A 25559-nucleotide genomic window follows, 5' to 3' on the forward strand; every position below is an offset into this window, starting at 1 on the left:
CAAAATTCAAACTTAAAAAACGCCTGCCCCATGCTAGGGAATCAGGCGTTTCAAAATCAGTTTTTAGAATAAGTCACTTTTGAAGAATCATGCAGGATGGAGTAGCCTCCTCCCATCATCAGGTTTTTGCCCTCCGTTCCATAAACACGGTATTGCAAACCTTTTTTAAGCATGATGGTTCTGCTGCCTTCTTTAACAAGCGGTACATTCGTTTTTATCGTAACAATTCCTTCAAAATAACGGGCATCCGCGGACTTCTTCACATAGAAGCCACCGCCAACATCATACTTTGTATCATTAGAACCATAAACCTTAATGGCTTCGCCTCTTTTCAGCGTGCGGTAAACCATTCCAGTTGAAGAGTATAACTTCGTATCTTTCATTACAAGGATTCTGCCCTTGTATGCAGCTGTATGAGAATCTTTTTTAACGAAATATTCGCCTCCGACGTTATACCATCCCTCATTGCTGCCATAAACACGAATGGTTTCGTTTTTCGCTGCCGTGCGGTGTTTTACAAGAGCTCCATCAGCGTTCCGCTTCATGATATCAACCGGCAGTTTTATAATTAGTCTTGCTGATGGAAGCATACCGATTTCCATTTCGCCAATGTCATCTTTCGATTCATCCTCTTCTTTCATCTTGGAAAGATCAAGCTGATAACCCGCAAATCCCTCAGCCTCTTCTCCTTTGTAAGCAATCGCACCATCCGCTGGGACAGAAGCTTTTGCTTCCGGTGAAGAATTAAACGTTACTTTTCCTTTGGCATCGACTTTTGCAAAGGACCAGTTTTCGTCTGCACTTGGGTCAAGTACTGATTTTGACTGTATATACTGAAGCAAAGCCTGTCTGTTTTCATCTGGCGCTTTAAAAACAATCTTGTCCGGAGTCACTCCAGGGAAATTCCCGCCGCCGGAAGCACGGTAGTTATTCGTTGCAACCAAAAATTCCTGATTCAAGTCAATCGGTTTGCCATTGTACTGCAGGTTTTTAATTCTGCTGGAATCAGCGTTTTTAATTTTGCCGTCACCCGCATATTTCGCTGGCTTTGTTACATCGATTTGATACGTAACACCATCGATAACATCATAATTGAAGGATGCAAACTCCGGGTTTAGCAGTGGCTGATCCACTGTTTTTGAAGGGTCAATCTGATTGTATGCACCCGCTGACATTTCAAGCCACTCTTTAACGTCTGAGCCTTTAAGCTTTACAATTTGAAGCGTGTTGTCATAAAGATATAAATCTCCAATATTTTTAATCGCCAATTTTCCTTTAGGTATATTTGTGAAATATCCGGAACCATTGCGTCCGCCTGCTTTAAATGGGGCTGCAGCTGATAGGAGAGGCAGCTTTTCATTCTCTGTTCCTTTCACCTTTGAAGCTGCATACCACCGTTGTGCGTCATTTACAATCTGTACGGATGGATCATCCTTGACTAGAGCGAAGAAGCTGTTAATCGGCGCGGATGTCTGCCCAACTTCTTTCCGTACATATTCCAGAGTTCCTTCATGTTCAGCCTTCACTGCATCCACGAGTTCTTTTTTAGGCTGGGCAAGTGATTTTTTTGCAGCCGAATCATAAATTGCCGAAGCGGCTGACTGGGAATCAGAAACCTCCCATTTCCCATTCATTTTAGAAAGAGTCATATCAATCAGACCAAGATGTGAGCCCCAGTTTTTAGGCATAACAACAGGTATGCCATTAACGGTTCCTTTTTTATTATCAATTTTATCAACGTTGTTATATTTCGCGTCTCCAGGAAACAGACCATGCTGATGTCCGGAAACAATGGCATCAATATCGGGAACCTTTGTAGCGAGATCAAATACCGTGTTTTCAGCTCCGTCCCCTGTGCAGCCGGATCCAGTCCGGAATGGGATAGAACAACAATAATATCAGCACCCTTTTGTTTCATTTCCGGAATGAATTTTTGCGCCGATTTTACGATATCCTTCGTTACGACCTTGCCTTCCAAATTCTCTTTATCCCATGTGTTAATTTGCGGCGGAACGAATCCAATATAACCGATTTTGATCGTCTGTTCTGCACCAGTCTCATCTGTTACTTTCTTTTCTGCGATTTTATAAGGTGTGAAGTAGTTTTCATCATTATCCGGATTTTGATCGCCATCCGCTTTGTATACATTCGCATTCACATAGTCAAAGTTTGCGTCATCCACCGCTTCATTCAGGAAATCAAGACCATAATTAAACTCATGATTGCCATATGTTGCAGCGTCATAGTTCATCAGGTTCATCGCTTTATATACCGGATGAACGTCTCCTTCTTTCAGGCCTTTAACTTTAGCCATATACTCTCCAAGAGGATTTCCCTGGATTAAGTCACCATTGTCTACAAGGATAGAGTTTTTAGCTTCTGCTCTCATTTTATCAATCAAAGTTGCCGTTCTCGTCAAACCAAAGGTTTCCTTTGCCTGATCGGAATAATAGTCATAATCTGTGACAAATGTATGTATGTCTGTAGTTTCCATTAAGCGCAGCTTCACAATGGATTCTGCTGTCTCCCCTTGAGCTGTTACAGGAAAGGCTGTTGGAAGTGAGATTGCGCTTAGAGCGACTGCTGCTGCTAAAGATAGGTTAACTAAACTATTTTTCTTTTTCATCATGTTTCCCCCGATTTTTTTAATGGGGAAGGAGAGAAGTCCCTCCCCGTTTTCCTATTTAGTTTTTGCTGTATGAAACCTTCCCTGCTTCAAGCTTGATCGAATAACCGCCGCCTACATACAGAAGGTCATCTTCTACTCCGTAAACACGGTACAAACTGCCTCTTTTGAGAGTCTTAACAGATTGTCCTTCCTTCCAGAGCGAAACATCTCCTAAAATGGAAACCATCCCTTCAAAATAAACAGCACTGTGGTCTTTCTTCACATAATATCCATTTCCTACCTTATACCTGTCCTCTTCCAAGGAATAAACTTTTACAGCTTCTCCCTTTTTAAGAGTACGGTAAACCAGTCCATTTGAAGAGTACAGTTTCATATCTTCTTTAATTAGAACTCTTCCTGTATAAAGGACTGTATTTGAATCAGCAGCTACAAAGTAGTCACCGCCTACGTTATGCCACTTGCTGTTTGAACCATACACACGAAGGTTTTCTTTTGCATTTAATGTACGAACTTCACTGAGGGATCCGTCTTGTTCATGCTTCATGAGCTTCACCGGTTTTTTCAAAATTAATCGGCCTACAGGGCTTTTCTCCTTTTCCATTTCCCATTCTGAAGGAGTTTCTGCAGCAGGTCCTTCTGAAATTCTTCCTGATGCTTTATAGGCAATTGGCTCTTTGAAGGATTTAACAAAGTTCACTGTAGCGTCCAAATCAACTGCTCCATCTGTTCTTCCCGTGCCGTTTGCACGAATCCGGTATTTATCATCTGTATGATCATACATATAGTTGTTCACAGTAAGGGTATAAACCTTTTTATCCTGAACAGGCGAACCATCTGCCATTTTCAATTCCGTTACTTTGTTTGTTTTTCCATCCCATTTGTACGTGAAGCCGCCGATTGAACAATCAGGTCCGTACTGAGAGGAAATCTGGGCATTGACGATATCACGCAGCCCTTCACCAGTGACAGACGTTTTGACAAGGTAATTTCCAAATGGCTGAACGTTAAACAGTTCTCCCCAAGTGATATCGCCTGCATTAATAACGTCACGGATTCCTCCTCCGTTCATTAGGGCAAAATCACTTTTCATTGAAGCGTTCATTCCGTCTGCAATTAAATTGCCCAGAGCATTGTCCCCTATGGCACCTTTTTTACCGTAGCCGCCTTCAATCGCTTCATCAGTTTTTCCCACTACCTCATTCAGCTTCGGCCCTGTTTGGTCAGCATACTTTTTAAGAATTTCTCTAACTGCCGGGTCAGGAGTGATGTTTTCCTGAACGACATCTACGATTTCAGCCTGCTTCTTAACAATGTCATGGGTATTACGATCAATCTCTAAATCTACATCAACAAAAGCCTTGCCGTATTCCCAGGCTTGAACGAGCAATTTATTATCCACCAGTCCATTTGCTTTCTTGTGATTGTGGGCACCGTAAATGACATCCACCTCATCATCTACTTTGTTCGCCAAATCAGCAAGCTCGCCTGTCGGAGTAACAACTCCTTCTACAGGAACGTGGGCAAGAACAACGATGGCTTTTACCCCTTGATTCTTGACTTCAGGAACATACTTATTAATCGCTTCTGCTTCATCCGTGAATTCGATATTCTCGACAGCTGACGCTACTACATTTGCAGGAGTGGCAGTTGTTGCTACACCGATGAAGGCAATCTTTTCTCCGCCTCTTTCTATGATTTTATAAGGTTCAAGAAGCAGCTTGCCGGTGTCTTTATAGTTTACGTTTGCTGCGACGAGCGGAAAGTTCATTCCGTCGTATCCTTTCGTTCCGTTTGCATGATCGCCGCCCTTAATAAGGCGATTCATCTCCGGAACCCCTTCATCAAATTCATGGTTGCCGACCGTTCCTATATCCAAACCAATGGATTCCATGATTTCAACAGTCGGTTCGTCCTGCAGCAAAGCGGATACCGGCGAGCTTCCTCCTACCATATCACCTGAATGCATTGTGATGGTGTTCGGATTAGCCGCTTCTCTTTGGCGCAAATAAGCCGCAAGGTAGTCAGCCTGTCCATACTTCTTCGGGTCATTTGCCAGCGTTCCTGTCACGTCAATTTTCCCATGCAAATCATTAATTCCCAGCAGCTGAACCTTAACATTTCCCTCTTCTGCTGATGCAGCCGGAATAGAAATAACGATAGCACTTGCCGCTGCCGTAAATGCCAGTGTGGCTTTTACCAGTCTTCGCTGAATGAATCTCCTGATTTTTCTTCTCATGTTTTCTAAAGTCCTCCTATAACGCTATGTATATTTTTAACTACTAATAATTCTAGATACACATTGTTAAATTCCTCTGTGAAATATGTTTATTTTTTGTAAATGCTGTAAAATGATAGAAAAGTAGGGGGTATTTTGTATGAATATAAGGAATGTTGTCATACGTGATTTTCTTCCAAAATGAATTACCCAGGGAGAAATATTTAAGAAGTTGATCAGATTTATTTGTAAAAAACCTAAAGCCACACCTTTATTGGAAAACTGTATTCTGGCAATTAAATGAGAAAACACAAGGTGAAAAATGATGATTGAAAGCGGGTGTATTCAATGAATGCGGCCTATACTGATCATTCGAGTGGAAGAGGAACTGATTGATTTTCCAGCGGAGCTTTAATGGAAAAAGGGAACTCTAAGTGGAAATGGAGTTCCCATGATTTATCTAGTTAACACAGCTATAAAGGTGTCCTCCGCTTCAAATTTTTTCGCCAGAAAATGAAGTGGCAGGTAGTTCAAAACCAAGTTTTAGATCCAATTCATCCTTTTGACGCAGATGATGACGAAAATGCATCCCGATAAGAGAAAACCATTCTTGTGCATTCAGCCATCCAAATCCTCCATGTTTGATTTTGTAATTTGGGTTTGAGTCTTTCACTCTCACTTCCAATTCTTTCATTCTAGTCATTAGTTGATTAAGCTCAAGGATCATGTCCTCTTTAGTTTTTGTATTGTCGGGTGGAGCATTAAGTTCATCAGGTAATTTAATTTTAATCGGAGGAAATCCACCAATAGTAAAAAGTTGTACTCCAAACTCAGTCTTTTCCTGCTTTTGATCACCAACAGCTTTTTCACAAGCCTTAACACTGTCCATATATTCATGAGCTACAACAATCAAATGGTCATACATCTGACCGATAGACCAAACCCCTGGTTCAGGTATATACCTTAGCTGCTCCAAAGAATAATTTTGCAAGGAAATTTTGTAGCTTTCAATCAGCTTCAAATCACTCAACGAAAACAACTCCTGTCATTTGATCTGAAATAGCGTGTTAACCTCCCTTCTAAATGTCATTCAATTGTCTTTCTTCAAGTAATGAACGGGACGGACTTCGATGTACCAGTCAAACTCTTCCCCTTTGCTGACTTGCGTCGTCGGATGAAGAGAGGCTTGCTGAATTGCTTCATCCATGTTTTCTGCTTCAAAAATGAATATGCTGCCTATCATCTCTTTTGTTTTTGTAATAGGACCATCTGTTGTCATCACCTTACCGTTTACACGACGCAAGCTTTTGATCTCTGACTCCAGACCGGCATCAAGCAGTACCTTACCGCTTTCATAAAATTTCTCAATGTACGGCTGGCATTCACTCATTACCGCCTCAATCTCCGCTCTTGGGCGTGCATCCATTTTTTTTGGGTTGAAATAGCCCATGCATAAAAATATCAAGTTCACCGCTCCTCGATCACTCAGATTTTTTTCAACGAATCATTCGACGATTAACAACCTGTAGATATTTTCCTTATCATTAAAAACTTTATTACTCTTTGCTCTTTAATTCAATAAAAAGCTGCTGCCTTCCTTTATTGACCTACTACCTATTAATTTCAAAGTGAAATTAGCAGTGGAGAATTCCAGGGTTATGATGCCACGTATTGTTGTATAAGTTCTTGTTTGATCCATATAAAATTTCAAATTAAAAAAGACACCTCCCCTTTACCGTTATTAAATAATAACCAATAAAAAGTGATGTCTTTCGGTAAACAACCCGTTATATTATGCTCGAAAGAAATTCGTTGGCATCTTTGGTTAGGAAGCCATATGTTCCAATCGAAGCTTATCCGCAACCATTGCGATGAATTCGGAGTTGGTTGGCTTTGCTTTCGTCATGCTTACCGTATAGCCGAACAGAGAAGAGATGGATTCGATGTTGCCGCGGCTCCAAGCCACTTCGATTGCGTGGCGGATGGCGCGTTCCACACGGCTTGCTGTCGTGTTGAATTTTTTAGCGATGTCCGGATAGAGAACTTTTGTGATCGAGCCAAGCAATTCGATGTCATTGTAGACCATGGAAATGGCTTCACGCAAATACAAATATCCTTTGATATGAGCCGGCACACCAATTTCATGGATGATGCTTGTAATGTTGGCATCAAGATTTCTCGATTTATTTTCAGGTTTTGAGCTGAGGATGGAGCTGGATGACCTTTTCATAATCGGTGCAGCATTTCCGCTTACCTGGCGGATGTGGCTCGCGAGATTTTCCATATCGAATGGCTTTAGGATGAAATAAGATGCTCCGAGGTCTACAGCCTTTTTCGTTACATCTTCCTGGCCAAAGGCAGTCAGCATAATGACGTTAGGCTGTTTTTCCAGATTAAGATTTCTAAGCTTCTCCAGAACGGCTAAGCCGTCAAGATGCGGCATTATGATGTCGAGAACCAATACGTCCGGTTTCTTTTCCTCCAGCATTTGCAGACATTCTTGTCCATTATAAGCCACGCCTTGCACTTCCATATCATTTTGTCCCGAAATATATTCCTCCAGAAGCCCCACTAGCTCACGATTATCGTCCACGATACACACTTTGATTTTATTCACCATTTTTCCTCCTCAGTCTTCAATTCCCATAGGTACTGGTCATCTAAAAGAAGTTTTCGACAATCATGAATAAAACACCTCTAATTTTTTGAAAAAAATTCAAAAATTAAATATATCTCTGTTTTTCTCCATTTTACTCATAATTTCGACCATAAATGCAATTTGACATTTTAATTTTCTGACAATTATGTCGAAAAATCTTTCTATGGATATTGTAACCAATATCCCGGCATAAATAAAGGGAATTTTAAAACTTTACAAACAAAAAGGAGTCGTGCAGAAAGCTGCTTTCGCGGTTTGAAATTCGATTGGTTTGGGATTTCCGCTGCAGGATGCTGCCTTGGAGAAGGAACACCGCCTATAATCTTTAACGGAAAACAAAAACCCGGAAATGCCAGCTTTCCGGGTTTTCATATTATTTCTCTGACAAGGCTTTTTAGGCAGCCTCCCTATCAGCTTGCAGTTTGAACTTTTTCTTTATAAAGGTTAATTCCTGCCTCGTTCAGCATCCATTCAATATGGACTCCGTAGCCCGAGGTTGGATCGTTTACAAATACATGTGTTACTGCTCCAATTACTTTTCCGTTTTGGATAATCGGACTTCCGCTCATCCCCTGTACAATGCCTCCTGTTTTTTCAAGGAGTCTCGAATCGGTGACTTTGAGAACCAGTCCTTTTGTAGCGGGGAATTTCTGCGGAATGGTACTGACAATCTTGACATCGAATGCCTCAACTTTATCATCTTCAACTACAGTAAGAATTTTAGCCGGACCTTCTTTTACTTCATGAGAAAGCGCAACCGGCAGAGGCTTGTCAGCAACTCCATTGCTCATTCCCTGATTCAGTCTGCCGAAAATTCCAAAGGGGCTGTTTCTTGAAATATCTCCGACAATGACGCGGTCACTTGAAAATCTCGCTATTTTTTCTCCGGGATTTCCGTTATTGCCTTTTTCAATGGATGTTACGGTTGATCTCATTACTTCGCCGTCATGAACGACGATTGGCTTTTTTGTATCCATATCCGATATAACGTGGCCTAGCGCCCCGTATTTTTGAGATTGCGGTTCGATAAAGGTCATGGTCCCAATCCCAGCGGCTGAATCACGAATATATAATCCGATTCTGTACGCCTGATCGTTTTCATCTTTGAGAGGGTACAATTTAGCTTTATGCGATCGATTGTCCCGGTAAATCACAAGGTTCAGGGGTTTTCCTGTTTTCCCAGATGATTCGATAAACGGAGTTACATCATTCATTTCTTCAATTTTTGTACCGTCAATTTCCGTAATGATATCTCCAACCTGCACACCGGCTATTTCTCCTGGTGACTGCTTGCCTTCAGCGGTATTGACCTGGTGATGCCCTACAACGAGTACACCAAGAGTGTTCAGCTTTACACCGATGGATTGTCCTCCGGGAATGATTTTTAAATCCGGAAGGACTCTGACCTCTGTCTTTTTTACAGGCATGCCGCCCCATTCAAAGACTACGCTTGATTCACCTGCTTTTTCACCTTTAAGCTTTACTTCAGAATTTGTTTGATCAACACTGAAAGCTTCTGTATGAGAACTTGCAGCGGCTGCCTGTACAGGCATAGCCGAAGCAAGACTGGCTGTTTGGGATTCAAAGATCGTAACCGTTTTTGGGAGCTGAATGTATTCTTTCACAGGTTTGAGAAAACCTATACTTATTAAAGATACAAGGAGAATTACACCAATTATTTTTCTGATTTTTTCTAATGCCACACTTTCACTCTCCTCGCTCCTTACCCACACCATATGAAATGGCTACACTCATTACTTTTGCCTTCTAGAGGCTCGTTTATAACCAGCGGAGAGAGAAAAAGTTGATTAAAACGAGGCAGGAATGGGAATTATATGTTTTTTTGCATCAGGACATGTACACCATAAACGCCAAGCGCCTGGAAGTGATGCCGTTTTGCTTAGTGCGCGGCGTCCTGTCTGTGCAGCCTTATCCTACGGGGCCCAGTAGGATAAGAAACTTGACGCTGGAGGTGGCGGAGGATCAAAATAAAAATGTCCGGGCACGAATAAGCCCGGACAGCTGTTTTATTTTTTTGAAGAACTTGCCAATGAAAGAAGTTCTTTTGCATGTTCCTTTGTTAAATTCGTTACTTCAACACCGGCAATCATCCTGCCGATTTCCCTGATTTTTTCTTCTTCTGTAAGCGGTTTGACACTTGTTTTTGTACGGCCCTTTTTCGTTTCTTTTGAAATAAAAAGGTGGGTATCTGCCATCGCTGCCACTTGAGGAAGATGGGTAATGCAAAGCACCTGAGAACCGATGGATACGCGGTAGATTTTTTCAGCAATCGATTGTGCGACTCTGCCGCTTACTCCTGTATCGACCTCATCAAAGATAATTGAAGTAACGCCTTGATGCCTGGAAAATATGCTTTTCAAGGCAAGCATGATTCTGGATAGTTCTCCCCCTGAAGCTGTTTTTGATAATGGCTTGAGAGGCTCACCAGGGTTCGTGGAAATATAGAATTCAATGAAATCGGCGCCGTCTGCTGTAAACTTAACGGTTTCTCCATTTATTTCCGGATCCTCTTTTCCACCCGGCTTCCGGTTGAAAACCACATCGAAGGAGGATTTATCCATATATAGCTCTTTCAGCTCGCGATGAATATCCGCCGAGAGCTTTTTTGCTGCTTGCTTCCTGACAGCGGTAAGATTTTCTGCTTCCACTTTCATGTCCATAAATAAAGAAGAAAGCTCTGTTCTCATTTTATGAACGTGGCTGTCCCTGTTAGTCAGAGTTTCGATTTCTTCTTCAATTTTGGCTGAATAAGCCAGAATTTCGTCAACGGAGCTGCCGTATTTTCTTTTTAGATGACTGATCTCGTTCAGGCGGCTTTCAATAAAGTTAAGCCGCTCCGGATCATATTCCAGTTCATCCAGCTGCGAGCGAAGCTGGAAAGACAAATCCTCTAAAATATAAAAGCTGTTGGACATGCTTTCTGACATGTTTTTCAGGGAGTCATTAATGGAGGAAACATCCTCAAGGCTGCTCATCGCAAGGCCCGTCCAATCCAATCCCCTTTGCTCGCCATTCAAAGCATTATAAGCATTCTGCAGGGCTTCAAAAACCTTTTCAAAATTAGAGATTTCTTTCCGTTCTTCCTGAAGCTTTATGTCTTCATCCGGCTGAAGGCCCGCTTCTTCAATTTCATTCAACTGAAATTGAATGAGATCAAGGCGATGTGCAATCTCCTGCTCATTATCTGAAAGCTGGCGTATTTTCTTTTTCAGTGCAGAATATTTTTTGTACAGTTCACTGTAAGCCTCATGCGCCGGCTCGATTTTAGCTGATCCAAACTGATCAAGCAGCGGCTGATGGTGCTCCTCGTTCATCAGCTCCTGATTATCATGCTGGCCATGAATATCAATGAGCATTCGGCCAACCTCGCGAAGAATCGCTATTGTTACAAGCTTTCCGTTAATGCGGCAAATGCTCTTCCCGTTTGAAGAAATATCCCTTCTTAGTACAACCATTCCGTCGCTTGCTTCAATGCCGAATTCTTCACACTTTTCAAGACAGGCATGCTGATCATTCTCAAGCAGAAATAAGCCCTCAAGCTCTGCCTTGCTCTCCCCGTACCGGACAAATTCGGAGGAGCCGCGTCCTCCGGCTAGCAAGTGAATGGCATCAATGATGATGGACTTTCCGGCCCCTGTTTCCCCGGTAAGCACAGTCAGCCCTTTTTCAAATGAAATGGTCATTGACTCTATAATTGCAAAGTTTTTAATCGATAATTCCGCTAGCAAAACAGAATTCACCTCGACTTATCATTTCTATGTCTAGAGCATTTCTAAAAAGCGATTTGTAATCTCTTCCGTGACTTCCGGAGACCTGCAGATGATTAAAATGGTATCATCACCGCAGATGGTACCCAGAATGTCATCCCAATCCAGATTATCGATAAGCGCCCCAATCGCATTTGCATTTCCGGGCAGGGTTTTCATCACAATCATATGGCCGGCAGAATCGACCTTGACGAAAGCATCAATGAGTGCACGCTTAAGTTTGGCGAGGGGATTAAAGCGCTGATCTGCAGGAAGGCTGTACTTATAGCGTCCATCAATCATTGGAACCTTCACCAAATGCAGTTCTTTAATATCCCTTGATACAGTTGCCTGAGTCACGTTGTAGCCGGAACTCTTCAAACGATCAACTAAATCATCCTGCGTTTCAATTTCATCATGTGTGATGATCTCTCTGATTTTGATATGTCTTTGCCCTTTGTTCATGCGGCACCCCTTACTGTCTTTATAGCCATCGTATGTTTTATACCCTCCATGTTATAGGAAAGCCTGATAAATGTACATTTTTTTGTCAAATTCAATCGGTTCGCGCTTTTATGTAAAAACGGAATGAAACCATGGTTTCATTCCGCTTCAGGCAGGGACTTGGATTTAAGTTCCTCATGTGCCTTCCTGACAACATCCGCTGTCTGAACGGGCAGATACGAAGCTGCTTCTTCGTCCTTTCCAGTCCACTTTAAATGCAGAAGAAACTCAATATTCCCATCCCCGCCGGTTATTGGAGAAAAAGAAAGATTCATACAGTCGAAACCTTCTTTCAATGCAAATTCAATCATTCCTGAAACAACCCATTCATGGACGTTCGGATCTCTTACAATCCCTTTTTTTCCAACCTGATCTCTGCCCGCTTCGAACTGTGGCTTCACGAGTGCAAGACAGTCTCCGCCTGGTATAAGAATTTTCTTCAATGCCGGCAGGATCAGCCGAAGTGAGATGAACGATACATCAATGGTAGCAAGCTCCGGAAGCCCTTCCTGGAAGTCTGCAGCCTCTGAATAACGGAAATTCGTTCTTTCCATTACAATGACGCGCGGATCCTGTCTAAGCTTCCATGCAAGCTGATTATAGCCTACATCTACCGCATAGGATTTAAGGGCTCCATTTTGCAGGGCGCAATCTGTAAATCCGCCTGTAGAGGATCCGATATCAATCATGATTTTACCCTCTGCCTGTACATCGAATTGCTTCAGGGCTTTTTCAAGCTTTAGCCCGCCGCGGCTGACATACGGAAGCACGTTCCCTTTAATGGTTAGCGGCAGGTCCCGGTCTACTTTTTCTCCCGGTTTGTCCAATCTCATTTCATTTGCAAAGACGAGTCCGGCCATGACGGCCCTTTTCGCCTTTTCTCTCGTCTCGATTAAACCTTTCTCGACGAGGAGTACATCTAAGCGTTCTTTTTTGCTCATTATTAGGCCCTTTTTTCTTTAATTGGTGTAATTTTTTTATGGCTGCTACAGTATGCTCAACCGTCATACCAATTTCGTTCAGCAATTTGGTTACGCTGCCGTGCTCGATAAAACGATCTGGAATCCCCATTCGTTCAATAACGGCATGGTGGAAGTGGCGGTCATGTGCGTATTCAAGAACTGCACTGCCGAATCCGCCCTGCAGGACTGCCTCTTCAATCGTTAAAATCGGCATGTTCTTTTTCAAGAGGCTATCAAGCATCGCTTCATCCATTGGTTTAATAAATCGAGCATTAACTACCTTAACCGAAATGTTCTGCCTCTCTAAAAGTTCTGCTGCTTCCATAGCCATTTCGATAGTGGTACCGAATGTCAGAATCGCTGCATCGCTTCCTTCGCGAAGGACTTCCCATGAACCGATTGGAATTTGCTTCAGCTCATCATCCATTTTAACTCCAAGGCCATTGCCGCGCGGGTAGCGCATTGCAATTGGACCGTCATCATATTTAAGAGCCGTATTGACCATGTGCTGCCCTTCATTTTCATCCTTCGGCATCATCATCACCATGTTCGGCAGATGTCTCATAAATGCAATATCAAAAACTCCTTGATGCGTCTCACCATCTGCACCTACAAGGCCTGCACGGTCAATTCCGAAGAAGACGTTCAAATTCTGGCGGCACACATCATGGACTACCTGGTCATATGCACGCTGCAGGAAGGTAGAGTAGATCGCAAGAAATGGCTTCATCCCTTGAGTTGCGAGACCTCCTGCCATGGTAGTCGCATGCTGTTCTGCAATGCCGACATCATACATTCGGTCCGGAAATTCCTCTGCAAACCCGAGGAGCTTTGAGCCTACCGGCATCGCTGGTGTTACAGCCACGACACGGCTGTCCTCTCTTGCGATTTTGCGAACCGTTTCGCTTACAAGTCCGCTCCAGGACGGGGCGGAAATGGAAGGTTTTACGAAATCGCCTGTATCAATTTTGTAGGCTGGCGTACCATGCCAATTCCCAAGTTTATCTGCTTCCGCAGGGGAGTAGCCTTTTCCTTTTTTTGTTATAACGTGCATCAGGACCGGACCTTTTGTCTTTTTCGCATAGCGCAGGTTTTCAAGCAGGTCATCATAATTATGGCCGTCAATCGGGCCAAGATACGTAAAGCCAAGCTCTTCAAAAAACACGCCGGATACAAGCAAGTACTTGAGGCTGTCCTTGATTCGCTCTGCAGTGGAAGCAAGCGCACCGCCCACTGCCGGGATCCGTTTAAGCAGCAGCTCCAGTTCATCTTTAGCCCATTGATATTTGCCGGCTGTTCTTAGCCTTCCAAGCACATTGTGCAAAGCTCCCACATTTGGTGCAATCGACATTTCGTTATCATTTAAAATAACAATCATGTCTTTTTGTTCATGCCCAATATGATTCAGTGCTTCCAGAGCCATACCGCCCGTTAATGCACCGTCGCCAATAATGGGAATAATGGTATCATCTGTCTTTTTTAAATCTCTCGCCAATACCATACCCATTGCGGCAGAGAGGGAGGTGGAACTATGTCCGGTTTCCCATACATCATGTTCGCTTTCGCTTCGTTTCGGAAATCCGCACAGTCCCTGATACTGTCTTAAGCTGTCAAAATCGCCTGCCCGGCCCGTAAGAATTTTGTGTACGTATGATTGATGCCCGACATCCCACAAAAATTTGTCTTTTGGACTGTCAAAAACCTTGTGCAAAGCAATGGTTAACTCGACTACTCCGAGGTTAGGGCCGATATGACCGCCTGTTGCAGCGAGTTTTTCGATTAAAAATTGCCGAATTTCAGCACTAAGTTTTTCAAGTTCATTATTTGAAAGCTTTTTCAGGAACCTTGGATTTTTTATCGATAATAGATCCAATTGGATCACTCACTTTCAGTGGTTTCTAATTTGGCGTGTATTTTAATCCTATATCCTATATTCTCCATGTTAAACTACTTTTACCGTAAAGAAAATGTTTATGGAACCTGAACTATTATACCAATGTGCAGATGAAAATCAATGTCCCTCAAAGGTATCTTAGTCCCCTGACTGCAGAAAAATAAAAACCGCTAGCACAATTGTGTTAACGGCTGTCAGGGAGAATTTATGAAGTCCTAAACAACCCATTTTATTTAGGACATTATAGCACAAAATTTTAAAACAGGCTCATTTTCCTATCCCTCAAGACTCTCTTATAGCAATCAGATCAGTAAGATCCTGTAAAAACGTATGTTGCATGTTCAAATCCTCAAGGACATTTTTCGCTAGGGCAATATGACTTGCAAGCTTGTCCTTAGCTCCATTAATTGTCAAAAGCGATGGATATGTTGTTTTCTGGTTGTGTGTATCGGAGCCGACAGGCTTGCCGATTTTGTCGACTGTCCCCTCTATATCCAAAATATCGTCCCTGATTTGGAAAGCGATTCCGATATGCTGGCCGAACACTCTCATTTTTTCGATTTCTGATTGTCCCGCTCCAGCTAAAATCGCACCTGCGACAAGGCTGAAGGTTAGGAGCTTCGCTGTTTTATGCATATGTATGTATTCCAATTCCTGAAGGGAGAGGTTTTTCGCTTCGCCTTCCATATCAGCAGCCTGCCCTCCAGCCATTCCTTCGGCTCCTGCAGCATGAACAAGCTCTGAAACTAATCGGAGTTTTTGGACGGGATCAACATTATCCAGGGAAATGACTGCCTGAAAGCTTTGTGTAAGAAGTCCGTCCCCGGCAAGCACCGCCAGTGCCTCACCATACACCTTGTGGTTCGTAGGCTTGCCTCTCCGAAGATCATCATCATCCATACAAGGCAGATCATCATGAATCAGAGAGTATGTGTGGATCATCTCGACTGCGCATGCAGCCGGCATGCCCATGGCTTCTTCTTTACCGAACGCTTTTAGAGAAGCAAGGACGAGAATCGGTCTTAAACGCTTTCCGCCTGCGTTCAATGAATAAAGCATGGCTTCTTTTAAAGTCTGAGGTGCACTCAGCTTCTCAATATAAAGGGGAAGTTCCTTTTCAATTAACTCTTTGCGGCTTGTCATAAATTCCTTAAACGATTCGGACAAATTATTCTTCCTCCTGAATTTCGAAAGGCTCCAGCTCTCCGCCTTCACGAAGAATATAATCCATTTGCTTTTCAACTCTTTGCAGCTTGTCATGGCAGAGCTTAGAAAGCTTCATGCCATCCTGGAAAAAGCTGATTGCCTGTTCAAGCGGGACATCTCCCTGTTCAAGCTTTCCGACTATTTCCTCCAGCTGCTCCATTGCTTCTTCAAATGTCACTTCTTCCGGAATGTTTTTTTTACTCATCTGTTTTCTCCACCTTCTCCATGACTTCACATAAAAGGGTTCCATCCTGAAGTCTCACAGTTACTTTATCTCCCTCAGCCGCATTGCTGACGGATTTGACCAGGTGATCTTCCTTATAAACCAGACTATACCCCCGCTCCATAATACTCAAGGGATTGAGCGCATTAAGTTTTTCCAATGAGTGCTGAAACTCTCTTTGCTTTGCCGAAAGAGATTGATTCATTTCCCTCGTTAGAGTTTTTACAGCTTGTTCATATCGCTGCAAGGCTGCTCTTGCCTGTGCTTTTGGATGAACACGCATCAAACGGCTTTCCTGGTTCTGAAACCGGTCTTTCTTCCCCGTTAATAAACGAATCATCTCCCGCTGCAAGTCCTCCACAAGGTTATCAAGCTGCTGTTCTTTTTGCTCATACAGCTGCTTCGGATAACGGAAGGCATAGGATCGTTCAAATGACTTTAACCGCTCCTTATCCCTCGTTACCTTTTCCTGCATCGATCTCATCAGTCTCGCTTTCCGGACTGATACTTTCTCCAAAAGCTCAAGCGTATGAGGAACAGCCAGTTCTGCTGCCCCTGTAGGTGTTGGCGCTCTGAGATCCGCAGCAAAATCAGCAATTGTGTAATCCGTTTCGTGGCCGACAGCAGAGATGATTGGAACAGCTGAATCGAAAATCGCCCTTGCTACAATTTCTTCATTGAATGCCCATAGTTCTTCAATCGAACCGCCCCCGCGCCCGATAATCAGCGTATCGAGAGTTCCCAGCCTGTTTGCTTGTTCTATGGACTCCGCAACCGACTTTCCTGCGTTTATTCCTTGAACGAGAGCAGGGATAATAATTACTTTTGCGATTGGATATCTTCTTTTAATCGTGATTAAAATATCCCGTATAGCAGCACCTGTTGGAGAGGTGACGACTCCGATGGTTTGCGGAAAAACCGGAATGGGCTTTTTGTATTTTTCATCAAAAAGCCCTTCCTTTTGAAGATTTTTCTTCAGTTCTTCATAGGCAAGATACAGGCTCCCAATTCCGTCGGGCTGCATTTCCTTTGCATAAATCTGGTACTGGCCGCTTTGTTCATATACACTGATTTCACCGCGGAGCAGCACCTTCATTCCATTTTCCGGACGGAATTTCATCGCTTTATTCTGACTTGCAAACATGACTCCCAAAATACGGGACTGTTCGTCCTTCAAAGTGAAATACAAATGTCCTCTTGAATGGATTTTCACATTGGATAACTCGCCTTTTACCCATATATCCCTTAGGTGGGGGTCGACATCAAATTTTCTTTTAATGTATTTGGTCAAAGCTGTTACCGTTACATGCTGGATTTCACTCATGACTGCCCCTCCTTTCTCCTGTTCCGGAGGCTGTCTTAGGAAATTGTATTTTTTGCTGCTTTCACAGTGTTGCTGGCGAGCATCGTAATGGTCATGGGGCCGACTCCGCCTGGAACAGGAGTAATAAAGGAAGCTACTTCTTTCGCTTCTTCAAACATAACATCTCCGCACAGCTTGCCAAGTTCATTGCGGTTCATTCCCACATCAATAACGACTGCACCTGGCTTGATATCGTTCCCAGTAATCAGATTCGCACGCCCAGCAGCTACAACAAGGATATCAGCCTGCCTGGTAATTTCAGACAAATCTTTCGTTTTGGAATGACAATAGGAGACCGTGGCATTTTCTTTGAGTAAAAGCTGGCCGATCGGCTTGCCTACGATATTGCTTCTGCCGACAACTACCGCATGTTTTCCAGCGGGATCAATCCCGGTAATACGGAGCATTTCCATAATTCCAGCCGGTGTACAGGAAAGAAAACATTTTTGTCCGGTTAGCATCCGCCCCAGATTGACAGGATGAAAACCGTCCACATCCTTCTCAGGTGAAATTTTTTCAATCACCGCTATTTCATCAATATGGTCAGGCAGAGGAAGCTGAACAAGGATGCCATGATAGGCTGGATCCTCATTGTAGCGGTCAATTACAATTAGCAGCTCCTCCTGGGAAAAAGTCACCGGAAATTGCTCTAGATTAAAATCAATTCCGATTTCTTCGGACGCCTTCCGCTTGCCTTTTATGTAAGAAAGGGACGCAGGGTTGTCTCCGACCAGAATGATCACCAGTCCCGGATTTACCCCTTGTTCCTTAAGTTCTTTTACTTCTCCAGCCAGGTTCGCTCTCGTTTGTTTTGCTATTTCTGTTCCGCTGATTATGGCAGCAGTCATCGCGCATTCCTCCAAACTGTTTAGTCGGTTTCGATGTCTTTTCTAATGTTAGAAAGTACTCCATTTACAAAACGGCTTGATTGATCATCTCCGAAAGATTTAGCAAGTTCAATGGCCTCATCAATTGATACGGAAGCAGGAATATCGTTCTCGTACTTCATTTCATAGGCAGCAAGGCGCAATATCCCTCTGTCAACATTCGCCAGTCTCTCCAGCTTCCAATTGACAAGATGCGGTTTAATGAGCTCGTCAATTTCTTCCAAGTTGGAAATCGTTCCAGTTACAAGGTCTTTTGTAAAGGAATTCACTTCTTCCTCATCAAACGCATGCTGCAGGGCATCTGCTGGATCAATTTGACTTACATCTATTTGAAACAAAGCCTGCAAAGCTTTCTCTCGGGCTGTTCTTCTATTCATTCGATTTCTGCTCCTTTTGTATACGTTAATATACTTTCATTTTATCCATGTCCATGTCTAGCCAAATCATATCATAATTTTGATGCCGAATCACTTCCAAAATACGCATTTCCGCTATAAAACCGAATAAAGAAAACTTTTTTTGTCTAAATATTCGTTATTTAATCACTTACGGCTCACATTTGGAACGAAAACGCTGGATCTGGGCGAAGTTATCGACGTTTAAATGATTCATATGCTGTAAAAAACTTCTTGTCAAACCTGCTTTTTGATGTCACTTCTTATAGGGGGTCCGGTTGACCTTTTTTATGCAGGATAATAGCGATTCCCCCTTTAATCACCAATTCCACATTTAGCCCTGGCCATTAAAAAAGGACTGCAAAATGCAGTCCTGATTCCCATATTAAAATGGTTCGTTTCTTACATTTCCTGATCGATTTCAACTTCAGGCGTTTTAGCGTCAAAAAGAATTCCCACTACATGAACATTAATTTCCGTTATATCAAGAGCCGTCATGGTTAAAAGCGCCTGACGGATATTATCCTGAATGGATTGCGCGACGTTAGGAATGGAAACGCCAAATGCCATGGTGCAATAGATATCAATCGAGATGCCATCCTCGGAGAGCTCTACTTTTACACCCTTGCCATGGTTTTTCTTTCCAAGGCGTTCGGCAACACCTGATGCAAAGTTGCCTCGCATATTGCCCACTCCCTCAACTTCAGAAGCGGCAATCCCCGCAATAACTTCAATAACTTCCGGTGCAATTTCCACTTTTCCAAGAGTACTGTCTTCCTGGTTCATTTCAAGTAAACGGTTTTCCTTCATTTCCTGCACCTCCATAAAAGATTAGGATTCCATTAGTGGATACAACTCCAGAAACTTCGTGTTAAAGTTTCCGCTTTTAAATGTTTCATGATCAAGCAGTTTTAAATGGAAAGGAATCGTTGTGGAAATTCCTTCGATTACAAACTCGCTGAGTGCACGCTTCATTCTTGCAATTGCTTCTTCTCTTGTTTCTCCATATGTAATCAATTTTGCAATCATGGAGTCGTAATATGGAGGGATTGTATAGCCGGGATATACCGCGGAATCCACCCTGACCCCAAGTCCGCCTGGAGGAAGATACATTTCAATCTTTCCGGGAGAAGGCATGAAGTTTTTGGACGGGTTTTCTGCATTGATCCTGCATTCAATCGCCCAGCCTTTGAAAACAACATCCTCCTGCTTAATGCTTAGTGTATCACCGGATGCCACTTTAATTTGCTCTTTAATCAAGTCCATTCCGGTTACCATTTCAGTTACAGGATGCTCAACCTGAATTCTAGTGTTCATTTCCATGAAATAGTAGTTTTGTTCATTGTAATCAAAAATGAACTCCACTGTTCCGGCACCCGTGTAATTAACCGCTTCTGCCGCTCTCACAGCCGCCTGTCCCATCTGCTCGCGGACTACGGGGTCCAATGCAGGTGAAGGAGATTCCTCTACAAGCTTTTGCAGTCTGCGCTGAATGGTACAGTCACGCTCGCCTAAATGAATCGTGTTGCCGTGAGTATCAGCCATCACCTGAATTTCAACGTGGCGGAAGTCCTCGATGTATTTTTCAATATAAACCCCCGGGTTTCCAAAGGCAGTTTCTGCTTCTTTCTGAGTAATACGAATTCCTTTTTCAAGATCCTTCTGATCCCGTGCAACGCGAATTCCTTTTCCGCCGCCGCCTGCAGTTGCCTTTATAATAACCGGATACCCAATTTCCTCTGCCAAGGAAACCGCTTCTTCAATATTTTTAATAATTCCCCGTGATCCCGGAACAATCGGAACGTTCGCTTCCCGCATTGTTTCTCTTGCTACATCCTTCGTACCCATCTTTGAAATGGCTTCAGGACTTGGCCCTACAAAGGTAATGCTGCATTCTCTGCACAGTTCAGCAAAGTCAGCATTCTCTGCAAGGAAGCCATAGCCGGGATGGATAGCGTCTGTTCCAGTTAAATTGGCGACACTGATAATATTGGTGAAATTTAAGTAGCTGTCTCTTGAAGAAGTCGGTCCAATGCAATAGGCTTCATCTGCGAGCTGGACATGCAGAGCGTCCCTGTCTGCTTCTGAAAAAACGGCAACGGTCTCAATCTCAAGCTCTTTGCACGCCCGGATGATTCTTACAGCAATTTCTCCCCGATTCGCAATGAGTAATTTCTTGATCATAACAGTTCGCTCCTTATTCAGGCTTTACGAGGAACAGGGGCTGGCCGTATTCTACAAGCTGACCGTTTTCCGCCAGAATTTCCACGATTTCTCCTTTAGTTTCTGCTTCGATTTCATTAAATAGCTTCATTGCTTCTACGATGCACACTACTGTGTCATTTTTAACTTTTGAACCTAATTCCACATAATTGCCTGTCTCCGGTGAGGAAGCAGCGTAGAAAGTTCCTACCATTGGAGAGGTGATTTTAACCAGGCTTTCATCCTCTGCGGATTCAGCTTCCGGCTTTTCTTCTGTTTTTGGCGCTTCTTGTCCAGCATTCGGCTGAGCTGCCTGAACTGGTGCGGCCTGCTGGACCGGAGCTTGGGCAGCCACTGGTGCTGCATGACTGTACACAGCTTCTGGAGCTGATTTTTTCAATGAAAGCTTTGCACCTTCATTTTCGTATGTAAATTCATCAATTGAAGATTGGTCGATTAACTTGATCAGTTCCCTAATCTCCTGGATTTTCAACATAAACTGGCACCCCTTATTGGAAAGTTACGTGATAAATGCAAATTTCTATCATCTGCTCCTAAAGCTAAGTCTCATAAACATCTTACGATACTATGCAAGCTTAATTCAACTTAAATCGATACGCTATACGACTTTTGAATGATTCCTGCCCCAATGCCCCTGTTCCTATTATAGACGAATTGCATTGGTTTTGAAACGAACCCGCGCAAGAGGACTGGAAAAACACAGGTTTGTCATACCTTGTGAAGGGTGGACAGATCATGGAAGGGCTGCCGATTCCCAAACTAGTCTTCCCTTTTCCAAACAAAAAATCAGCCTGAAGCTGCAGGCTGATTGGTTAAAATCTTTTATTTTGCCGGTTCAAAGGAAACGGCTACATTTTCCATACCGGCAATTTCGCTTCTTACAAGCATGATGATGTCATTAGCATCCGCTGCATTATGCTCTTTCGCTTTTACCGTAATCAAAACCTGATTATCTTCTACCCGGACTAAAGCATCATCATAATCCTCAGATTTGATTAATGTTTCAAGAATGGCTTCCTTGCCAGCCGTGTCAGACAATTCCTTCATCTGCTCATAGGCTTTGCTTTTTTCTTCAGCAGATGCATCTTTGCTTGCAACGACTGACTGAAGATGGCTCTTCAGCTCGCTTCGCTGATCTTCAAGCTCCATGCGAAGCGAGGTAAATAGTTCATCGCTTTCAACAGTTGAAACGACTGTGCCGTCTTCCCCTGATGCAGATTTTGCTTCCCCTTTAGCATCTTCATTTCCCTTTGTATCTTTGGAAACCGTTTTTGTTGCAGCCGCTTTTTCTTCTTGAGTCTGGTCCTTATTTGCTGCAGTCATATCGGTTCCTGTTCCGCCTTCAGGGGATGTAATGTAATAGACAGATAGCACTACGACTAAACTCAGCATCGTAAGCAGCCAAACGGTTTGTTTTTTAAGCATCATATTATGAAGCCTCCTTTATTTTTTTGGGAGCTACTGCAACTTTGAAGCTCTCAACCCCAAGCACTCTTGTCACAGAGTCCACGATCATTTTCTTTATTTGAACGTTGTCCGCCCCATTGGCTACAACGAGTACACCCCTGATTGCAGGTTTCGTATATTGGAGAACAAGCGGCGTTTCTTTATCGCCCTGCTTGATGATGACGACCTGTTCATCAATGGTGACATCATCAACTTTTCTTTCTCCCCCGTCCCGATCGGTTTCATTCGTGGACTGGCTTTGAGTGCTGCGGTTTTTTTCCAAAACTTTCAGTGATGTAGCATCGACATTAACAACGACTGATACATCGTCAATTCCGCTGATGGTTTCCAGTGCTTCCTTCAGCTGAGTTTCATATTCCTGTTCATAGCCTGCAATTAAATCCTTTTCGTTGTCGGCAGTTGGTTTAAACACTTCCTGAGATCCTGAATTCCCGCTTCCGGGGGAAGTGGCTGCCTGCTGTACACCTGCCGTTTTGCCTGCCTGATCAGTTAAGCTGCTTAAAAGCATAATTCCGATTCCCGCTGCGAGCAGGATCAAGATGGTTTTCGGATTCAGTTTTGACTGTCCTCCATGCTGGCTGAAAAACTTCTTGATTTTATCCATTAACGATGTTTTCTCATTCATGAACCTGATCCTCCCCTCCTTCCACATGAATCAGGATTTGCTCCTGATCCAGCTCCCATATTTGCGCAAGCAGCGAAGCCATATCCTTTAAGCGGCTATCGGCTATATCCTCTTTAGGAACCATTTCTCTGGATGCGTCAATTTGAATGGGTGCTATGGTTTCGACTGCAGTCTGTTCTTTTTCAGAGGGGGCGCTCACATATACATCTACGGATTCTACATCTTTGCTGCTGCCTATCGTTTTCTGCTCATCTGAAACTTGGATGGCAATGTCGCGAATTTCCATTGAGTATTCTTTTTCCATATCCTCCCCGGCATCTTTTTTCATTTGGACAGCCATTTGTTCTAAAATATATGCACGCTGGGAAGCTTGTATTTCTCTTTTCTGCGATTCTATTAATTTTTTTGATTGTTCATCCTGTGAAGCATCATTTATTTGGAACTCACCAATCAGCTTGTTGATATCAACAGAGAACAAACTGAATACGGGATTCATAATAACCACGATCAGCATTAATCCGATGACGATCTTTGCATATTTCTGCATGGAGGAGTTCGGAAGCAGCATATCAATGACGATGGCAAGCAGAATAAACAATAATATGTTCGTAATCCAGCTAGTAAGATAAGACATTTTCGCCCTCCTATCGAACCATTAAGGTTAAATTCCCCGCGGCAATAATGACCGTCAGACTGAGGAAGAACATAAACGAGACAATGGCCAGGGCCGCAAATATATAAATCACACTTTTGCTGATAATATCCAGGCATTTAATGACCGGTCCACCTCCAACAGGCTGGAGAATGGCAGCAGCAAATTTATAAATAAAGGCAAGGGACAGTACTTTCAGCGCAGGAAAAGCAGCAATCGCAAGCAGGATTGCAACACCGGCAATTCCGACTGTATTCTTCAATAGAACGGAAGCACTTATCACAGTATCAGTAGCATCTGTAAACATCCGTCCTAGTACCGGGATAAAGTTTCCTGTTAAAAACTTGGCGGTACGGATCGTGATGCCGTCCGTAACAGCAGCTGATGCCCCCTGAACAGAAATGACTCCTAAAAAAATCGTGAGAAAGGTTCCGAGAAGTCCGATTCCTGCCTGTCTCATGAGCTGTGCCAGCTGGGTAACTTTGTACTGATCGGTCAGTGTACTGACGATGCTCAGGAGAGCGGAAAGGAAAAGGAGAGGAAGCACAACATTCTGTATTAAAACCCCGCTCGTATTCATTAGGAAGAGAATAACAGGATGAAAGAATGCGGCAGAAACCAATCCTCCTGATGAAGCCATAAGGGCAAGCAATAAAGGGATAAGAGCCATAATGAAGTTTGTCATAGATTGGATCGCATCGCTTGTGTATTGAATGGCGATATGAAAGCTGTTTAGAGCAATAATCATCAGTACCATGTAGACGAGAGCGTAGGCTACTTTGCTGACTGTGCTCTGCTGAAAAGCATTTTGCAGCATCTGGAGCAAAACACTGAAAATCGTAAGCAGTATCAGTGTACCGAGCAATTTGCCATTGGCCAGGATTTCATGGAACAAATATTTCAGGAGCGCCTTCATCCAGTCCATAATGGAAAAATGCTTTTCACCTGTTACAAAGTCATAGAGACTGCCTTTTTGGCTTTCCGGAAGAAATCCACCATATTGTACAAGAAGCTCGTCCCAGAAAGCTTTAACATGTTCCAGTTCAAGCTTGTCCGCCTGCTGCCTGACAAGTCCTTCCTGTTCGGCAGGATCTAAAGAAGCTGAAGGGTCTGACATGTCAGCTGATTCTTCCTCTTCATTCAATGTTCCATTTTGGATGACGCTGTTTTGGGCAGGCTCATTGCCTAAGGCTTGTACACTTATAGGAAAAAAGACCATCATACAAAAAATTATCGCTGACAGCCGTTTCATGACCCTCCCTCCTCTCTCCTCTAAAATTCAGGGATCATTTGGATGACCGTTTCGATAATAACCGTTAAAATCGGGATGGCCATTGTCAGAATCAAAATCTTCCCGCCAAGCTCGATCTTGGAAGCGATAGCCCCCTGCCCTGCATCTTTTGTCAGCTGGGCGCCGAACTCTGCAATATAAGCGATGCCGATTATTTTCATAATTGTTTCTACATAAATCAGATTTACATTGGCATTTACAGCGATTTTTTCAATCATCCGAATGATTTCATATACTTGGTCTACCAGATAAAGAAAGATGACGCAGCCGGTAAAGACAACAAGCAGGAAAGCAAAGGTCGGTTTTTGTTCTTTGATCACCAGGGCAAGAAACGTAGCTACAAGACCAAGACCAACGATTTGGATAATTTGGATGGTGTTCCCCTCCTACCCTTGAAACAGAAAGACCGCTTTTATCTTTTTGAATAGGTCATCAACGATTGATGCCACCATGAATAAAATATAGATAAAACCCAGCAGCGTGACCCATTGTGCGTATTCTTTCTTGCCCATCTGATCAAGAATCGTATGGAGAAAGGCCACAACAATGCCGATTCCGGCAATTTGAAAAATGATGTTAATATCGACGCCCATTTTT

22 protein-coding genes and 2 pseudogenes are annotated in these 25559 nt (G+C 43.2%); all 24 read right to left on the reverse strand.

The window, feature by feature from the left end:
• Nucleotides 1–56 precede the first annotated feature (56 nt).
• The 24 genes and pseudogenes from J9317_RS12425 to spoIIIAC all read right to left on the reverse strand — a co-directional run bounded on the left by J9317_RS12425 (nt 57) and on the right by spoIIIAC (nt 25555).
• Nucleotides 57–2626: pseudogene (locus J9317_RS12425) on the reverse strand (bifunctional 2',3'-cyclic-nucleotide 2'-phosphodiesterase/3'-nucleotidase).
• Between the two features lie 58 nt (nt 2627–2684).
• Entirely contained in the window at nt 2685–4865 is a 2181-nt protein-coding gene (locus J9317_RS12430) for a bifunctional metallophosphatase/5'-nucleotidase (RefSeq protein ID WP_211559051.1), read from the reverse strand.
• Nucleotides 4866–5337: 472 nt separating this feature from the next.
• Nucleotides 5338–5874: a DinB family protein gene (locus J9317_RS12435; protein ID WP_211559052.1), complete on the reverse strand. Its 537-nt coding sequence runs from the start codon at nt 5872–5874 to the stop codon at nt 5338–5340.
• A gap of 60 nt (nt 5875–5934) precedes the next feature.
• Entirely contained in the window at nt 5935–6309 is a 375-nt protein-coding gene (locus J9317_RS12440) for a YciI family protein (RefSeq protein WP_211559055.1), read from the reverse strand.
• A 360-nt stretch (nt 6310–6669) separates the two neighbouring features.
• Nucleotides 6670–7461 (reverse strand): sporulation transcription factor Spo0A, encoded by a 792-nt coding sequence (gene spo0A, locus J9317_RS12445; protein WP_035404263.1) that lies wholly within the window; start codon nt 7459–7461, stop codon nt 6670–6672.
• 452 nt (nt 7462–7913) lie between these two features.
• A complete protein-coding gene (gene spoIVB / locus J9317_RS12450; protein ID WP_211559056.1) occupies nt 7914–9239 on the reverse strand; it encodes a SpoIVB peptidase in 1326 nt (441 codons plus the stop codon).
• Nucleotides 9240–9530: 291 nt separating this feature from the next.
• Complete coding sequence (gene recN / locus J9317_RS12455; RefSeq protein ID WP_211559059.1) at nt 9531–11252, reverse strand: DNA repair protein RecN; 1722 nt, start codon at nt 11250–11252, stop codon at nt 9531–9533.
• Nucleotides 11253–11285: 33 nt separating this feature from the next.
• Nucleotides 11286–11735, reverse strand: a complete 450-nt coding sequence (gene ahrC / locus J9317_RS12460) for a transcriptional regulator AhrC/ArgR (protein ID WP_211559061.1) — start codon at nt 11733–11735, stop codon at nt 11286–11288.
• Between the two features lie 137 nt (nt 11736–11872).
• On the reverse strand, nt 11873–12718 hold the full coding sequence (locus J9317_RS12465; RefSeq protein ID WP_211562344.1) for a TlyA family RNA methyltransferase: 846 nt from the start codon (nt 12716–12718) through the stop codon (nt 11873–11875).
• Nucleotides 12718–14609: pseudogene (gene dxs, locus J9317_RS12470) on the reverse strand (1-deoxy-D-xylulose-5-phosphate synthase). Before dxs ends, J9317_RS12465 begins: the two are co-directional and overlap by 1 nt.
• 303 nt (nt 14610–14912) lie before the next feature.
• Entirely contained in the window at nt 14913–15797 is an 885-nt protein-coding gene (locus J9317_RS12475; protein WP_431190680.1) for a polyprenyl synthetase family protein, read from the reverse strand.
• Nucleotide 15798: 1 nt separating this feature from the next.
• Complete coding sequence (locus tag J9317_RS12480) at nt 15799–16041, reverse strand: exodeoxyribonuclease VII small subunit (RefSeq protein WP_249292154.1); 243 nt, start codon at nt 16039–16041, stop codon at nt 15799–15801.
• The gene (xseA, locus tag J9317_RS12485) at nt 16034–17383 is read right to left on the reverse strand and encodes an exodeoxyribonuclease VII large subunit (protein ID WP_211559065.1); all 1350 of its coding nucleotides are present in this window, start codon (nt 17381–17383) and stop codon (nt 16034–16036) included. Before xseA ends, J9317_RS12480 begins: the two co-directional genes overlap by 8 nt.
• Before the next feature lie 35 nt (nt 17384–17418).
• Nucleotides 17419–18270 (reverse strand): bifunctional methylenetetrahydrofolate dehydrogenase/methenyltetrahydrofolate cyclohydrolase FolD, encoded by an 852-nt coding sequence (gene folD, locus J9317_RS12490; RefSeq protein ID WP_211559067.1) that lies wholly within the window; start codon nt 18268–18270, stop codon nt 17419–17421.
• 20 nt (nt 18271–18290) lie between these two features.
• Nucleotides 18291–18686, reverse strand: a complete 396-nt coding sequence (gene nusB / locus J9317_RS12495) for a transcription antitermination factor NusB (protein ID WP_211559069.1) — start codon at nt 18684–18686, stop codon at nt 18291–18293.
• Nucleotides 18687–19106: 420 nt separating this feature from the next.
• Nucleotides 19107–19514 carry an Asp23/Gls24 family envelope stress response protein gene (locus tag J9317_RS12500; RefSeq protein WP_211559071.1) on the reverse strand — a complete coding sequence of 136 codons (408 nt, stop codon included), beginning with the start codon at nt 19512–19514 and terminating at the stop codon, nt 19107–19109.
• 21 nt (nt 19515–19535) lie between these two features.
• On the reverse strand, nt 19536–20888 hold the full coding sequence (gene accC, locus J9317_RS12505) for an acetyl-CoA carboxylase biotin carboxylase subunit (RefSeq protein WP_211559074.1): 1353 nt from the start codon (nt 20886–20888) through the stop codon (nt 19536–19538).
• 13 nt (nt 20889–20901) lie between these two features.
• Entirely contained in the window at nt 20902–21402 is a 501-nt protein-coding gene (gene accB / locus J9317_RS12510) for an acetyl-CoA carboxylase biotin carboxyl carrier protein (RefSeq protein ID WP_211559076.1), read from the reverse strand.
• Between the two features lie 347 nt (nt 21403–21749).
• A complete protein-coding gene (locus J9317_RS12515; RefSeq protein WP_211562350.1) occupies nt 21750–22352 on the reverse strand; it encodes a SpoIIIAH-like family protein in 603 nt (200 codons plus the stop codon).
• Between the two features lie 4 nt (nt 22353–22356).
• Nucleotides 22357–23019 (reverse strand): stage III sporulation protein AG, encoded by a 663-nt coding sequence (gene spoIIIAG, locus J9317_RS12520; RefSeq protein WP_211559078.1) that lies wholly within the window; start codon nt 23017–23019, stop codon nt 22357–22359.
• Nucleotides 23012–23653, reverse strand: coding sequence for a stage III sporulation protein AF (spoIIIAF, locus tag J9317_RS12525; protein WP_211559080.1), 642 nt, complete (start codon nt 23651–23653; stop codon nt 23012–23014). Before spoIIIAF ends, spoIIIAG begins: the two co-directional genes overlap by 8 nt.
• A gap of 10 nt (nt 23654–23663) precedes the next feature.
• The gene (gene spoIIIAE / locus J9317_RS12530; protein WP_211559082.1) at nt 23664–24923 is read right to left on the reverse strand and encodes a stage III sporulation protein AE; all 1260 of its coding nucleotides are present in this window, start codon (nt 24921–24923) and stop codon (nt 23664–23666) included.
• A gap of 20 nt (nt 24924–24943) precedes the next feature.
• Nucleotides 24944–25336, reverse strand: coding sequence for a stage III sporulation protein AD (gene spoIIIAD / locus J9317_RS12535; protein WP_347880559.1), 393 nt, complete (start codon nt 25334–25336; stop codon nt 24944–24946).
• Nucleotides 25337–25348: 12 nt separating this feature from the next.
• On the reverse strand, nt 25349–25555 hold the full coding sequence (spoIIIAC, locus tag J9317_RS12540) for a stage III sporulation protein AC (protein WP_035404031.1): 207 nt from the start codon (nt 25553–25555) through the stop codon (nt 25349–25351).
• Nucleotides 25556–25559: the final 4 nt, after the last annotated feature.

This window comes from Metabacillus flavus, from assembly GCF_018283675.1.
Lineage (GTDB): Bacteria > Bacillota > Bacilli > Bacillales > Bacillaceae > Metabacillus_B > Metabacillus_B flavus.